The sequence below is a fragment of the Klebsiella sp. FDAARGOS_511 genome (genome assembly GCF_003812845.1).
In the GTDB taxonomy this organism is placed as follows: Bacteria; Pseudomonadota; Gammaproteobacteria; order Enterobacterales; family Enterobacteriaceae; genus Klebsiella; species Klebsiella grimontii.
In genome coordinates this window covers 5,623,119-5,637,591 of the sequence record NZ_CP033824.1, presented here as the reverse complement: position 1 = coordinate 5,637,591, position 14,473 = coordinate 5,623,119, and the positions used below count along the sequence as shown (strand labels likewise).

Below are 14,473 nucleotides of genomic sequence, written 5' to 3'. Positions count from 1 at the left end.
AACCGCCGCGGGTGATTTCAGTTAACTCTGATTTTGCGGCGGATTTGCCGGGAAAATCGCGCCAAGCACGGAAGCCTGCGACGCGCCGGTTACCGAAGGGAGGTTGCCGGGTAATCCGGCAAGCGTCCGCCACGCCAGCCATGCGAATGCCAGCGCCTCCATATCATCCCCGCTGATCCCCGCCTCATCGGTGGTCGACACTTCCGTTCCCGGCAGCAGCGCCGCCAGACGCGCCATTAGCAGCGGATTGCGCGCGCCGCCGCCGCAGACCAGCAGGCGTTCACATCCCCCGCTGAGCAGCACCTGTTCACTGATGCTGACGGCGGTCAGTTCCGCAAGGGTGGTCTGCACGTCCTGGGCGCGAAGCCCCGGATAACGCGCCAGATGCTGCGATAGCCAGCCGTAGTTGAAGTATTCGCGACCGGTACTCTTCGGCGCCGGTAGCGCAAACCACGGATCGCTTAGCATATCCTGCAGCAGCGGCAGCACAACTTTACCCTCGCTGGCCCACTGCGCGTCCTTATCGAAGGGTTTGCCACACTGACGCCAGATCCACGCATCCATCAGCATGTTGCCGGGCCCGGTGTCGTAGCCGCGCACCGGTACCCCTGGCGCCAGCAGGGAGAGGTTGGCGATACCGCCAATATTAAGGACCATTCGACGCTCTACCGGATGCGCCAGCAGCGCGTGGTGGAACGCCGGAACCAGCGGCGCGCCCTGCCCGCCGAGCGCCATATCGCGACGACGAAAGTCGCCGACGACCGTCACGCCAGTACGCGCGGCAATCTGGTTATTGTCGCCAATCTGTAAGGTATGCGGCGCGTCGCCCGTAGGCTCATGCCAGACCGTTTGGCCATGGCAGCCGATGGCGATGATGTCCGCCGCCTGTAACTTTTCCTGCGCCATCAACGCCTGAACCGCATCGGCGAACAGCCGTCCCAGACGCGTATCAAGCCGTCCCAGCTGCGACAGCGTAAGCTGCTGTCCCTGGCAGATGGCCAGAATGTCTTCTTTAATAGCCAGGGGGATGGGATAGGTCAGGCTGGCCTGCTGGGCGACCAGATTTTCATTAATTGCTGCGAGGACAACATCAACACCATCAAGGCTGGTGCCGGACATTACGCCGATAAAGCGGCCTGATTTCATACGCTTTCCTTCATTCCATGACTCCGTATATCCCCACACTCCACCATAAACGAGGGGGCAATGCTATGCTGCTATAATACTTTTTAACAATACAAGCAGCGCTGCCGTTCTTAGGGTAAAGAACTTGTGTTTAGTTTAGGTTGAGACGACTCTGATTATTATTTTTTGTATAGTCACTGCATCTGCTATGCCAGCAGACGCTTAAATGCCATATAATTGGCTACAAGGAAGTTCAACAGAACGCTTCTTGGTGAACAGGAGATTCATAAATGATTTTACGTGTTTTGGCTGTCTCGATGATTGGTTTTACGCTTGCAGGCTGCGTCAGCAGCAGCGGTCTGTCCGGCGATGTTTACTCCGCATCCGAAGCCAAACAGGTCCAGAGCGTGACCTACGGCACTATTGTCCATACCCGCGCGGTGCAGATTCAGAGCGGAGATGACAGCAATGCTATTGGTGCCATCGGCGGCGCGGTACTCGGCGGCTTCCTGGGTAACACCATTGGCGGCGGAACGGGCCGCTCACTGGCAACAGCAGCGGGCGCTGTCGCCGGCGGCGTAGCCGGTCAGGGCGTACAGGGTGCGATGAACAAAACCCAGGGCGTTGAGCTGGAAATCCGCAAAGATGACGGTAACACTATTATGGTAGTGCAAAAGCAAGGCAGCACGCCGTTCTCCGTCGGCCAGCGCGTAGCTATTGCCGGCAGCGGCAGCCAGGTTACGGTATCCCCACGCTAAATCTTACCCCTGCGGCCCTGACGGGCCGCTTATTAATACAATAGATATATCATTTACCAGTATCAATAAACGATATAAATAGATTTATAGGTTCCTGCCGCGCCTCCACTCTTTGCGCCCGCGCAATATTTTTCCTGCTGCCATCAAGTAATCTTCAATGAGTCTTACTTAAATCATTTACGATACCTTCGTCGTTTACCCTCGCATTTTTCAGGGATATTGACTATGCACGCTAATATAAAAAGCTTACCCCAACGGATATTTCTTTACGCTGCCGCGTGTACCCTTGCGTTTACCACGCTTAATTATCTCAGCGACTCGTTAATTCATCGTATACCTACAACATCATCCATGCTTTTTCCTGTGCTGACGATTTCGTTGATGACTTTTCATATTATGATTGCCTGTTTTATGGCAATGAAATATCTGTGCGATAAAAAACGACTGTACCTGATTCCGATTACCTTCGCCTTTGCCTGCTCGGCTATGCTGATGCTGGGAACGATAGGCAGCTATCCCGACTGGTTGATTTGCGGACAGGGTCGCGCCATTAACCAAAATGACGCGCTGATTTTTTATTTTTTTCGCAACGTAATGATGGCCATTTTATTTATAACATCGATTGTATTATACCGTTTTCGCAACCTCACCCTTAGCTCAGGTAAAATTAACCGTACGGTACTGACAGGTTGCTTTATTTTTATTACCGCAGTGCTTATATTATCGTGGATTCATTCCAGCAATTCCCCGCTTTTTAGTATTGAATTCCTTGATAATCTGACCTACACTTTTACGCCACTGTGGCATAATCGTATTGGCTGGTTATTAATTATCATATGGTCTGTAACGCTGATTTTACTGATTAGCCTGACCCAATTGCGTAATATATTCTGGTACAGCGGGGCCTTTTTTTGTACCGCCTATATATTTACGTTAATGGTTCTGCTCGCAACGGCAGGTGACAGCAGTCACGCCTGGAGCCAGGCGCGATTCTTTGAAACGCTTAGCACCCTGTTTCTGATTTTAGTTCTGCTGTGCGATGTTTTTATGCTCTATCGTCAATCAAACGACAGGTACATTCGCTCTTATCAAAGCTCGATTCGCGATCCCCTGACCCGACTGTATAACCGCAGCTATTTCTATGAAACCCTGAATCAACGATTGTCGAAGGTTTCCGCTTCACAACCGCTGTCGGTGATCGTCTGTGACCTCGATCGCTTCAAGCGCATCAACGACACCTACGGTCACGTGCAGGGCGATAAGGTAATTCAATTTGCTGCCAGCGTGTTGCAGAACAACGTGCGCCAGGACGACGCTGCCGCGCGTATCGGCGGGGAAGAGTTTGCCCTACTGCTGGTCAATATCGGCGCAAAGGAAGCACTGGCTATCGCCGAACGCATCCGCCTCTCCGTCAGCGAGAAGCAGGAAGGATTACCCGAAAGAATGACTATCAGTATGGGGGTTTTCACGGCGCTGGATACGCGTGTTTCGGCAGAAGAGTGCGTTAAGCGTGCGGATACCGCGATGTACAAAGCGAAAAACAGCGGGCGTAACCGCGTAGTGGTCTGGCATGCATAGATAAAAAAGAGGCCTTGAGTCTTTCAAGGCCCCGTTAAAGTCAATCTTTTGCCTGGAGATCGAGGATGTTGTGTTCAAGTTTACGAATTAAATTAAGCAACGTTTCCACTTCTTCCCTGGAAACGCCAGCCAGAATCTCATCACGCGTTTTGCCAATAACCTCTTCCATTTCATTGATCAGAGGCTCGGCCTTTTCCGTAAGCTTGATACGTTTTGCCCGCCGATCGTTTGCACAGGTCTGGCGAGAAATAAGCCCTTTTTCCTCCAGCTGGTCGAGCGTGCGAACCAGCGACGGCTGCTCAATACCAATGGCCTTCGCCAGCTGAATCTGCGACTGTTCAGGCGGCAGCTGGTGAATGTTATGCAGCGTGACCCAGTGCGTCTGCGTTAACTCCAGAGGTTTCAGGCGATGGTCGATTAGCGCGCGCCAGACGCGTACCAAACGTGCCAGATCAGAACCAAGTGGCGATTCCAATTTCATCTCCTTATAATTAGCTTGCTAAGTTATTATACTGATTTTAGAATAGTGTGCAGCATTTAAATTACCAAAACAAATGAATTACCTGATTCACTAGAATCAGAACAATGATTTACAATGTGAATAATCGCATCACCTGAACATTCTTCCTGCAACGGCAAAGGATTTTTGCTTGTGAAACTGAGTCTTAACACTGCCGGATTGTCGCTCCAGGACCTGGTGTTCGGCGCTTCTGTCTATTTCCCTCCTGTCTTTAAAGCGGTTCTGCTGGGCTTTTTTATCTGGCTGATAGTCCATCGCCAGCTGCGGGACTGGATGTACGCATGCGAGATCTGGCATCCCCTGTTAATGGACCTCTCCTTCTTTGCGCTCTCCGTCTGTCTGGCGCTGGTTTTACTGACTATCTGGTAATGTTCATTCCATGAAAAAACTAAAATACTTATCCACGCTGCTGGTTGCCGCACTGGCCATTATTGCCGCCTGGCTGGTCTGGAATTACTACACGCAATCCCCATGGACCCGCGACGGCAAGGTGCGCGCCGAACAGGTTGGCGTCACGCCGCAGGTTTCCGGCAGTATCCTGCAGCTAAACGTGCGCGATAACCAACTGGTGAAGGCCGGAGACGTGCTGTTCAGAATCGACGACACGCCCTATAAAATTGCCCTGCTCAACGCCCGCGCGCAGCTCGCTAAAGCCAAAGCAGAAGTCGCCCGCGCGCAGGCGGAACAGAAAAAAGCCGCCAGCGATGCTAACCGCCGGCGTCATCTTTCCCAGAATTTCATCTCGGCAGAAGATTTAGAAAACGCCAATACCGCGCTGAATACTGCGACGACCAACCTCGAAGCCGCTAAGGCGGTGGTTGGCGTGGCGCAGGCCACGCTCGATCACGCCCAATGGCAGCTCACGCAGACGGAAATCAAAGCGCCGGTTGACGGTTGGGTCACCAATCTCTCGACCCGCGTTGGCGACTACGCCACCGTTGGCCACCCGGTTTTCGCCCTCGTCGACAGCCACTCCTTCTACGTGGTGGGTTATTTTGAAGAAACCAAACTGCGTCATATTCGTCCCGGCGATAGCGCGCAGATTATTCTTTATAGCAGCAAGAAAAAGTTACAGGGTCACGTAAGCAGCATTGGACGCGCGATAGTCGACCAGAGCGTGGAGAGCAGCGGCGGGCTGGTGGCCAATATTAAACCGAATATTCCCTGGGTCCGCCTTGCCCAACGTGTCCCGGTACGCATCGAGTTTGACCATTTGCCGCCGGATACCACTCTGGTCTCCGGTACCACTTGTACCGTTGCCATCGGCGCGCAGTAATGAAGCTACAGGCCCTGTCGTGGCGCGCGCTCCCGTGGATTAAGGCCAGCCGTCCGCAGTGGCGCTATGCCCTGCGCAACGGGATTGCCATGTGCCTGGCGCTGAGCATCGCCTACTGGCTGAATCTTGACGAGCCCTACTGGGCAATGACCTCCGCCGCGGTAGTCAGCTTTCCCACCGTCGGCGGCGTGATTAGCAAAAGCTTCGGGCGTATTGCCGGCAGTCTGCTCGGCGCCTGCGCGGCGCTGCTGCTGGCCGGGCACACGCTCAACGATCCGTGGCTGTTTCTCTTCAGCATTTCAGCGTGGATAGCCCTCTGTACCTGGGCCTGCGCGATGTTCACCAATAATGTCGCCTACGCCTTCCAGCTCGCGGGCTATACCTGCGCGATCATCGCTTTTCCGGTTATCAATATCACTGACGCCAACGAACTGTGGACCATCGCCCAGTCGCGCGTCTGTGAGGTTATCGTCGGTATATTGTGCGGTGGGCTGATGATGATGATTCTACCGAGCACGTCCGATGGCGCTACGCTGCTGACGGCGCTGAAAAACATGCACGCGCGCCTGCTGGAACACGCCAGCCTGCTGTGGGTGCCGGAAACCACCGATGCGATCCGCACCGCTCACGAGAGCGTAATTGGGCAAATTCTGACCATGAATTTGCTGCGTATCCAGGCCTTCTGGAGCCACTATCGCTTTCGCCGGCAAAACCCGCTGCTGAACTATCTGCTGCATCAGCAACTGCGAATGACCAGCGTGATTTCGAGCCTGCGGCGGATGCTGCTTAACTGGCCCACCGCCCCCGCCCGCACCCGCGATATCCTCGAGTCACTGCTTAACGAATTAGCGCATACAAACGCCGATGCCTTGAGCGTCGCCCGCATCATCGCCCCACTGGCGCCGCCCGCGGACGCTGATTACCGGCATATCGCCTTCTGGAAGCGTCTGCGCTACTTTTGTCGTCTCTACCTGGTGAGCAGCCGCTGGCTCATGCGCATCGAAAACGCCACCGCGGTGACTGAATTTAACGTGCCTTCTGCGCCAGCGCTGGCCCGCCATACCGACCAGGCCGAAGCCTTGTGGAACGGCGTTCGCACTTTCTGCGCGCTGGTAATGGTCGGCGCATGGGGAATTAGCACCCAGTGGCAGGCCTGCGCCGCGGCCCTGACCCTGGCGGCTATCTGCTGCGTCCTCTATTCGGTCTCTCCTTCACCGTTTAAGTCCTTAACGCTGTTGATGCGCACCCTGATCCTGCTTTCGCTCTTTAGCTTTGGGGTAAAGTTTGGCCTGATGGTGCAGATCACCGATTTATGGCAGTTTCTGCTGTTCCTGTTTCCCCTGCTGACGACCATGCAACTGCTGAAGCTACAGATGCCTAAGCTCGCCGGACTGTGGGGTCAGCTGATTGTCTTTATGGGGTCGTTTATTTCGGTCACCAACCCGCCGGTCTACGATTACGCATCGTTTCTTAACGATAATCTGGGAAAAATCATTGGCGTAGGCCTCGCCTGGCTGGCTTTTGCCATTATCAGCCCAGGTTCGGACGCGCGTAAAAGCCGCCGCCATATCCGTGCGTTACGGCGTCACTTTGTCGACCAGCTCAGCCGCCGCCCGCAGCACAGCGAGCACGAATTTGAATCGCTGGTTTACCACCATATTAGCCAGCTCAGCAATAGCCAGGATGCGCTGGCGCGCCGCTGGCTGCTGCGCTGGGGCGTGGTGTTGCTCAACTGTTCGCACGTGGTGTGGCAGCTACGCGAATGGGAAACCCGCTCCGACCCGCTGTCGCAGGTGCGTGATTTATGTATCAGCCTGCTGCGGGATGTGATGAGCGAGCGCGGGGTACAGCAGCGTCCGCTCGCCTCTACGCTCCAGGAGCTGCAGCGCATCTGCGACGCGCTTAACCACCACCACCAGCCGGCGGCCAAAGAGCTGGCGGCGGTAATCTGGCGGCTGTGGTGCGCGCTCTCCCAGCTGGAGCAGGCGCCTATTGCCGGAACGCTAACGGAAAGAACTACTTAATCACGCCGCAGGCGAACCGCACGCCGCCGCCTCCAAGGGGCTGCGGGCTATCGGACATATTATCGCCCCCCACGTGAATCATCAGCGCCTTGCCTTTCACCTCATCCAGCGTTTTTAAACGCGGCGCCACCACCGGCTGGGTGGCTTTACCGTCGTTATTGACCACCAGGAATGGCAGATCGCCGAGATGCCCCGCGCCGTCAGGCCCCTCATGCTTTCCTGTTTTTTGCGGATCGTAGTGCCCACCGGCTGCGCCAGCGGCGACGGCTTTGCCCTCTTTAATCGCGGGCTGGCAGCTACCGTTGGCGTGAATATGGAAGCCGTGCTCGCCGGGAGGCAGCGCCTTCAGATCCGGCGTAAACTCCAGTCCTTTCGCGGTTTCGCTGATTTTAACGCTACCGATAGCCTGACCGACACTTTGGCTGGTAACAAGATTGATATCGACGCTTTCACTGGCCGCCTGCGCGCCTGCGCACGCGGCCAGGGTAAGTATGGCGAGAATACATCGTTGCATAACACCTCCTTAATGGCTCTATCGCTATTAAGTGTAGGCCATCGCTGAGGTGTCGGTGTTTACGGTACGTCGTAGCCTAGCGCCGCTTTACGAATGCGGAACCACTGCTGGCGGCTCATGTTTAGCCTTTCAGCAACCACCGCGGATCCCACGCGCTCGATTTTGCCTGAGCCGATGATCGGTAACGGCTGCGATGGCAGCCGCAGGATCCAGGCGTACACCACCTGCTCAATGCTCTCCGCATTCAGCTCCTGAGCAACGCGCGCCAGCTCATCGCGCAGCGGCTGGAAGCTGTCGTCGTTAAACAAACGACCGCCGCCGAGGCAGGACCATGCCATCGGGCGAATACGCAGTTGCTGAAGCTGATCCAGCGTACCGTCAAGCAGCAGCGGCTGATGGACCGGAGAAATTTCCACCTGGTTGGTCGCCAGGGTAAATGGCAGGCGCGACTGCAGCAGGGTAAACTGGGCGGGGGTAAAGTTCGATACGCCGAAGTGACGAACTTTGCCGCTATGGTGAAGGGCCAGGAAGGCTTCCGCCACTTCATCCGCATCCATCAGCGGGTCTGGACGATGGATCAGCAGCAGATCAAGATGGTCGGTTGCCAGATTACGCAGCGACTGTTCGGCGCTGAGAACGATATGGTCACGGTCGGTAATATAGTGGCCGATGGTGTTTTCCGCCCGCGCTTTAGTGGCTATCCCGCATTTGGTGACGATTTCCATCCGGCTGCGCAGATGCGGGGCCAGCTTTAGCGCGTCGCCAAACGCCGCCTCGCAGCGATAGTCGCCATAAATATCGGCGTGATCGATAGTGCTGACGCCCAGATCCAGGTGTTGCTCAATAAAGCTCACCAGCGCTTTAGCGGACATATTCCAGTCCATCAAACGCCAGTAACCCATCACAAAACGAGAAAATTCCGGCCCCTGCGGAGCCATAGCAATACGCTGAACCATAACAGCTTCCTCAACAAAAATGTGCCCTGAGTATACGCAATTTTAGGCTCAAAACAGCGAGGGTTGCTGCGGTTCTTCCGCACTATCCTGCTTAGCTGCGCGTAATTTGCGCAGTAGCCGCTGTCGGCACAAACGCAAAACATCCTGCTTTTGCGCATCGCTCATTTTCTGCCAGTTGAAACGCTCGTCGCGGCTACGCATACACCCCCGACAGTAGCCGCGTTCATCAGACTGACAAATCCCCCGGCACGGACTTTGCACCGGGAAGAACTCCAGTTGTTCAGCCACTTCGCCTCTCCTGCCGCTCATCTCTTTCTTTATTGAAGACGTTTCATTCGCCGTACGCAAATTTTGTTCATCGCCCTCTGCGCCAGGCGGCATTTTTAATTATGACTTGCATTAGACCAATCGGTCTATTACAGTAAGCGCTATGAACAAGCACAGTGAATGCAACACACGCGAACATATCCTGGCCACCGGCGAGCAGCTCTGCATGCATCGGGGATTTACCGGCATGGGGCTGAGTGAACTACTGAAAACAGCGGAAGTGCCAAAAGGCTCTTTCTATCACTATTTTCGCTCAAAAGAAGCCTTTGGCGTTGCGCTGCTCGAGCATCATTACGCCGGATACCTTCAGCGCCTGGTGGAGCATTTTGACCACGGTCAGGGAAACTACCGCGACCGACTTTTGGCCTATTATCAGCATACGCTGACGCAATTTTGCCAGCAGGGCATTATTAGCGGCTGTCTGACGGTGAAGCTGTCGGCTGAGGTCTGCGATCTGTCGGAAGATATGCGCGCCGCGATGGATAAAGGCGCCAGCCAAATCATTATTCTGCTGGGCGATGCGCTGGAGAAAGGCCGTCAGGAAGGCAGCCTTGAGTTTGACGGCGACGCGTTCACCCTTTCCCAGGTGCTCTACTCCCTGTGGCTGGGGGCAAATCTGCAGGCCAAGATTACGCGTAGCGCAACGCCGCTGGAAAGCGCCCTTGCCCACGCTAAAAATATTATTGCTGCGCCTGGCGTTTAACAGGCGTTTTTATTTCATCAGTTTCAAGACGACCGGTCTACTCAGGAGTCATTATGTCAGAATCAAAGTTGTTTACCCCGTTGAAAGTGGGTGCGGTAACCGTACCCAACCGCGTATTTATGGCTCCGCTGACGCGTCTGCGCAGCATTGAACCGGGCGATATCCCTACCCCGTTAATGGGCGAATATTACCGTCAGCGCGCAAGCTCTGGCCTGATTATTTCCGAAGCCACCCAGATTTCCGCTCAGGCTAAAGGCTACGCGGGCGCACCGGGTCTGCACAGCCCAGAACAGATTGCAGCGTGGAAAAAAATCACCGCCGGCGTACACGCCGAAAACGGGCGTATTGCCGTACAGCTGTGGCACACCGGGCGTATTTCGCACAGCAGCATCCAGCCTGGCGGCGCCGCCCCGGTGGCACCGTCGGCCATAAGCGCGGGTACCCGTACCTCGCTGCGCGATGAAAACGGCCATGCTATTCGCGTCGACACCTCAATGCCGCGCGCGCTCAACACCGATGAGATCCCGGGGATTGTTGATGATTTCCGTCAGGCGGTAGGCAACGCCCGCGATGCCGGTTTTGACCTTGTCGAACTGCACTCCGCGCACGGCTACCTGCTGCACCAGTTCCTTTCCCCGTCTTCCAACCACCGTACTGACCAGTATGGCGGCAGCGTGGAAAACCGCGCGCGCCTGGTGCTGGAAGTAGTTGATGCGGCGAGTAAAGAGTGGAGCGCCGACCGTATCGGTATTCGCGTTTCGCCTATTGGCAGCTTCCAGAACGTCGATAATGGTCCAAATGAAGAGGCCGATGCGCTCTATCTGATTGAAGAGCTGGCCAAACGCGGTATCGCTTACCTGCACATGTCCGAGCCGGACTGGGCCGGCGGTCAGCCGTATAGCGATGAGTTCCGTCAGAAAGTACGCGACCGTTTTCCCGGCGCCATTATCGGCGCTGGCGCCTACACGGTCGAAAAGGCAAACGATCTGATCGGTAAAGGCCTCATCGATGCCGTGGCCTTTGGTCGCGACTACATTGCCAACCCGGATCTGGTCGCGCGCCTGCAGAAAAAGGCCGCGCTGAATCCACAGCGTCCGGAAAGCTTCTACGGCGGCGGCGCGGAAGGCTATACCGATTACCCGACCCTGTAATCCCTCCATTGATAGCGGCGGGTTATCGCCGCTATACTCAACGCTCTGCTGTATCAACATAAACTGCATAGGGGACATTATGCGCTTACTTCACACCATGCTGCGCGTTGGCGACCTGCAACGTTCGATTGAGTTTTACACCAACGTACTGGGCATGAAACTGCTGCGCACCAGCGAAAACACGGAGTATAAATACTCGCTGGCATTCGTGGGTTACGGCGAAGAGAGCGATACCGCCGTGATTGAGCTGACCTACAACTGGGGCGTTGATAAGTACGATCTCGGTAGCGCTTATGGCCATATCGCGCTGAGTGTTGAAAACGCGGCCGAAGCCTGCGAGCGTATTCGCCAGAACGGCGGCAACGTGACGCGTGAAGCCGGCCCGGTCAAAGGCGGTACCACCGTCATCGCCTTCGTCGAAGATCCGGATGGTTATAAAATCGAACTGATCGAAGAGAAAGACGCCGGTAAGGGTCTCGGCAATTAATCTGCTCGGGCACCCGCGGTGCCCGCTGTTTTATCCCCCCGCCTGCTGCAAGGCGCGGCAAAATTTGCCATAATGCGCGCTACTTTTTTCCAGCTAAGAGAATCTGATGTCCGAGAACGTTCAACTTAATGGTCTGTGCGACCGTTTTCGCGGTTTTTATCCTGTGGTAATCGATGTTGAAACCGCTGGGTTTAATGCCAAAACCGACGCCCTGCTGGAGATCGCCGCTATTACGTTGAAAATGGATGAGGAAGGCTGGCTGATGCCGGACGAAACGCTGCATTTTCATGTTGAACCTTTTGAGGGCGCCAACCTGCAGCCCGAAGCCCTGGCTTTTAACGGTATTAACCCCAACGACCCCGAGCGCGGCGCGGTAAGCGAATACGATGCGCTGCACGCGATTTTCAAAATGGTCCGTAAAGGGATGAAAGATAGCGACTGCAGCCGCGCGATCATGGTTGCGCATAACGCCACGTTCGATCACGGTTTTACCATGGCGGCGGCAGAGCGCGCGGGGCTGAAACGTAATCCGTTCCACCCGTTCGTCACCTTCGATACCGCGGCCCTGAGCGGCCTGGCGCTGGGTCAAACGGTGCTGTCGAAAGCCTGTATTGCCGCAGGAATGGCGTTTGATGGTACCCAGGCGCACTCCGCGCTATACGATACCGAACAAACCGCCCAGCTGTTCTGCGAAATCGTCAACCGCTGGAAGCGGCTCGGCGGTTGGCCATTGCCGATGGCCGAAGAATAAACGATAAAAAAAGCGACTTCATCGGAAGTCGCTTTTTTATTAGCAGCAGAATTACTCCGCTTTCGGCTCGTCAGTTTTGTACTTAGCGGCCGTTTCTTTAATCAGCTGCTGCAGTTCGCCGCGCTGATACATTTCAATCACGATGTCACAGCCGCCGACCAGTTCGCCGTCCACCCACAGCTGCGGGAAGGTTGGCCAGTTAGCGTATTTCGGCAGCTCTGCGCGGATGTCCGGGTTTTGCAGGATATCGACGTAGGCAAAACGTTCGCCACAGGCGGACAGTGCCTGCACGGCCTGTGCGGAGAAACCGCAGCTTGGCAGTTTCGGTGACCCTTTCATGTACAGCAGGATCGGGTTTTCAGCGATTTGATGTTGGATTTTTTCTAAAGTCGTGCTCATTGTCGTGCTTCCTCAAACTTCTCTACGGCAGTAATTTGTCATTGTAGCGTCCTGAACGCAGGACCGATAATAACATTTTTTTCACTTGCCACATTTTATCTTCTGTAGGCCAAAGTTGCCTCAAAAATATCATTTTATTGCTATACGCGGCAACGCGTTGCGTGCTTTTCATGCGCCGGAGGCGCTGACGGAAGCATTTTTTTGCAAATGTTAACCAAACGAGACTTTAGATACAAAAGAGTAGTAACTCTCCACGATTTTATGCTTTAGAATCGATGCGGTTTGTCATTCATCGTCAGGCATCTGTATATGTCTGTAATTTAATCAGGGGAGTGCTCAGTGGCGCGTCTTAACAAAATCGCGATTTCGCTCTGTGCATTACTTTTTACATCTATTTCACTGACGCCGCTGGCGCATGCTTCCGGGCATACGCACGCTTCGGCCACGCCAAAAGCGCATCCGGCCAAGGGCACGACCGCAGAGCGTAAGAAAAAAGCAGTCAATTCCAAAAGTAAAACTACCGCCAAAACCCCCAGCAAGAAAACGTCAACCGCCAGCCGTAGCAAATCAGCCGCGTCACGCCAGACCGCCAGCGTCACCAAAAAATGCGTCCTGCGCAAAGGCTATAAAAAACTGTGCGCCAGCTCGACAAGGTCGATAGCAGAAAGCAAGATGGCAACGGCGAGCGTGCAGAAAAAGTGCGTGGTGCGTAAAGGCTATAAAACTCGCTGCAAACCCATCGCCGATGAGCCGCAGCTGACTATCGCCGATGCGCATAAGGCGCGGGTACAAAAAGCGCAAAGCACCGCGATGTCAAAGCTGATGGATCAGATTGGTAAACCCTATCGCTGGGGCGGTACTTCCCCGCGCACCGGGTTTGATTGTAGCGGTCTGGTCTATTATGCCTATAAAGACCTGGTTAAAATCCATATTCCACGCACCGCCAATGAGATGTATCACCTGCGCGACGCCCGTCCGGTGGATCGCGGCGAGCTACAAAGCGGGGATCTCGTCTTTTTCCGCACCCGCGGGCGCGGGACTGCCGATCACGTCGGCGTTTACGTGGGCAACGGCAAATTTATCCAGTCTCCGCGCACCGGCCGCGATATTCAGATCACCTCATTAAGCGACGATTACTGGGTACGTCACTACGTCGGCGCGCGTCGCGTTATGACGCCGAAAACCATTCGCTAAATATGCCTTGCCGCTTTAGCGGCAGGGTAACGCTCTCTTTTGCCACATCTTTTAATTTGCTACTATTACCCTGCGTAATACATGGTTATTGCGCGTACAAACTATAAAAAGGAGAGTAGCAATGTCGTTCGAATTACCTGCATTACCATATGCAAAAGACGCCCTGGCGCCGCACATTTCCGCAGAAACCCTGGAATACCATTACGGTAAACACCACCAGGCCTACGTCACCAACCTGAATAACCTGATCAAAGGCACCGCGTTTGAAGGGAAAACCCTGGAAGAGATCGTGCGTTCTTCCGATGGCGGCGTCTTCAACAACGCCGCGCAGGTCTGGAACCACACCTTCTACTGGAACTGCCTCGCGCCAAACGCTGGCGGCGAACCGCAAGGCGAACTGGCGGCGGCTATCGCTAAATCATTCGGCAGCTTCGCTGATTTCAAAGCCAAATTCACCGACGCGGCGGCAAAAAACTTCGGCGCAGGCTGGACCTGGCTGGTGAAAAACGCCGATGGTAGCCTGGCCATTGTCTCCACCAGCAACGCGGGTACGCCGCTGACCAGCGACGCCACTCCGCTGCTGACCGTGGATGTCTGGGAACACGCTTATTACATCGACTACCGGAACGCTCGTCCGAACTATCTGGAACACTTTTGGGCGCTGGTAAACTGGAAGTTTGTTGCCGCTAACCTGGCAGCATAAAAGCAAA

17 protein-coding genes are annotated in these 14,473 nt (G+C 54.9%); 11 read left to right on the top strand and 6 right to left on the bottom strand.

Annotated features, from left to right (window positions below; genetic code table 11):
• Positions 1–21: 21 nt before the first annotated feature.
• Entirely contained in the window at positions 22–1,146 is a 1,125-nt protein-coding gene (gene anmK, locus EGY08_RS28210) for an anhydro-N-acetylmuramic acid kinase (RefSeq protein WP_004119512.1), read from the bottom strand.
• A gap of 269 nt (positions 1,147–1,415) precedes the next feature.
• On the opposite strand from anmK, the gene slyB reads away from it, so the two are divergent.
• A complete protein-coding gene (slyB, locus tag EGY08_RS28205; RefSeq protein ID WP_002907749.1) occupies positions 1,416–1,883 on the top strand; it encodes an outer membrane lipoprotein SlyB in 468 nt (155 codons plus the stop codon).
• A 225-nt stretch (positions 1,884–2,108) separates the two neighbouring features.
• The gene (locus EGY08_RS28200) at positions 2,109–3,461 is read left to right on the top strand and encodes a GGDEF domain-containing protein (protein ID WP_049114141.1); all 1,353 of its coding nucleotides are present in this window, start codon (positions 2,109–2,111) and stop codon (positions 3,459–3,461) included.
• Positions 3,462–3,501: 40 nt separating this feature from the next.
• Here EGY08_RS28200 and slyA read toward each other — a convergent pair whose 3' ends face one another.
• Positions 3,502–3,942: a transcriptional regulator SlyA gene (gene slyA / locus EGY08_RS28195; RefSeq protein WP_029669661.1), complete on the bottom strand. Its 441-nt coding sequence runs from the start codon at positions 3,940–3,942 to the stop codon at positions 3,502–3,504.
• 171 nt (positions 3,943–4,113) lie between these two features.
• Here slyA and EGY08_RS28190 point away from each other — a divergent pair, with 171 nt between their 5' ends.
• The 3 genes from EGY08_RS28190 to EGY08_RS28180 are packed head-to-tail and all read left to right on the top strand — an operon-like array spanning position 4,114 to position 7,281.
• The gene (locus tag EGY08_RS28190; RefSeq protein WP_123829245.1) at positions 4,114–4,350 is read left to right on the top strand and encodes a DUF1656 domain-containing protein; all 237 of its coding nucleotides are present in this window, start codon (positions 4,114–4,116) and stop codon (positions 4,348–4,350) included.
• Positions 4,351–4,360: 10 nt separating this feature from the next.
• Complete coding sequence (locus EGY08_RS28185; protein WP_123829244.1) at positions 4,361–5,257, top strand: HlyD family secretion protein; 897 nt, start codon at positions 4,361–4,363, stop codon at positions 5,255–5,257.
• A complete protein-coding gene (locus EGY08_RS28180; RefSeq protein ID WP_049114145.1) occupies positions 5,257–7,281 on the top strand; it encodes an FUSC family protein in 2,025 nt (674 codons plus the stop codon). The genes EGY08_RS28185 and EGY08_RS28180 overlap by 1 nt, the downstream gene beginning before the upstream one ends.
• Here the strand turns inward: EGY08_RS28180 and sodC are convergent.
• From sodC to EGY08_RS28165, 3 genes are read right to left on the bottom strand one after another with little or no spacing between them, the layout of a single operon-like run.
• Positions 7,274–7,795: a superoxide dismutase [Cu-Zn] SodC gene (sodC, locus tag EGY08_RS28175; protein ID WP_123829243.1), complete on the bottom strand. Its 522-nt coding sequence runs from the start codon at positions 7,793–7,795 to the stop codon at positions 7,274–7,276. The two genes, EGY08_RS28180 and sodC, sit on opposite strands and share 8 nt — an antisense overlap.
• 59 nt (positions 7,796–7,854) lie before the next feature.
• Entirely contained in the window at positions 7,855–8,751 is an 897-nt protein-coding gene (locus tag EGY08_RS28170; protein WP_123829242.1) for an aldo/keto reductase, read from the bottom strand.
• A 48-nt stretch (positions 8,752–8,799) separates the two neighbouring features.
• Complete coding sequence (locus EGY08_RS28165) at positions 8,800–9,060, bottom strand: DUF1289 domain-containing protein (RefSeq protein ID WP_162140793.1); 261 nt, start codon at positions 9,058–9,060, stop codon at positions 8,800–8,802.
• A 121-nt stretch (positions 9,061–9,181) separates the two neighbouring features.
• Here EGY08_RS28165 and EGY08_RS28160 point away from each other — a divergent pair, with 121 nt between their 5' ends.
• The 4 genes from EGY08_RS28160 (at position 9,182) to rnt (ending at position 12,170) form a co-directional block, all read left to right on the top strand.
• Complete coding sequence (locus EGY08_RS28160; protein WP_004119473.1) at positions 9,182–9,781, top strand: TetR/AcrR family transcriptional regulator; 600 nt, start codon at positions 9,182–9,184, stop codon at positions 9,779–9,781.
• Between the two features lie 53 nt (positions 9,782–9,834).
• Positions 9,835–10,932: an alkene reductase gene (locus EGY08_RS28155; RefSeq protein WP_087828204.1), complete on the top strand. Its 1,098-nt coding sequence runs from the start codon at positions 9,835–9,837 to the stop codon at positions 10,930–10,932.
• Positions 10,933–11,011: 79 nt separating this feature from the next.
• Positions 11,012–11,419: a lactoylglutathione lyase gene (gene gloA, locus EGY08_RS28150; RefSeq protein ID WP_004119471.1), complete on the top strand. Its 408-nt coding sequence runs from the start codon at positions 11,012–11,014 to the stop codon at positions 11,417–11,419.
• Positions 11,420–11,525: 106 nt separating this feature from the next.
• Entirely contained in the window at positions 11,526–12,170 is a 645-nt protein-coding gene (gene rnt, locus EGY08_RS28145) for a ribonuclease T (RefSeq protein ID WP_004119470.1), read from the top strand.
• 51 nt (positions 12,171–12,221) lie between these two features.
• On the opposite strand, the gene grxD is transcribed toward rnt, so the two are convergent.
• A complete protein-coding gene (gene grxD, locus EGY08_RS28140; RefSeq protein ID WP_004119469.1) occupies positions 12,222–12,569 on the bottom strand; it encodes a monothiol glutaredoxin 4 in 348 nt (115 codons plus the stop codon).
• A 339-nt stretch (positions 12,570–12,908) separates the two neighbouring features.
• Between grxD and EGY08_RS28135 the strand changes: the two genes are divergently transcribed.
• Together EGY08_RS28135 and sodB are read left to right on the top strand one after the other, a co-directional pair.
• On the top strand, positions 12,909–13,763 hold the full coding sequence (locus tag EGY08_RS28135) for a C40 family peptidase (RefSeq protein WP_004119468.1): 855 nt from the start codon (positions 12,909–12,911) through the stop codon (positions 13,761–13,763).
• Positions 13,764–13,884: 121 nt separating this feature from the next.
• Positions 13,885–14,466: a superoxide dismutase [Fe] gene (gene sodB, locus EGY08_RS28130; protein WP_004119467.1), complete on the top strand. Its 582-nt coding sequence runs from the start codon at positions 13,885–13,887 to the stop codon at positions 14,464–14,466.
• Positions 14,467–14,473 lie beyond the last annotated feature (7 nt).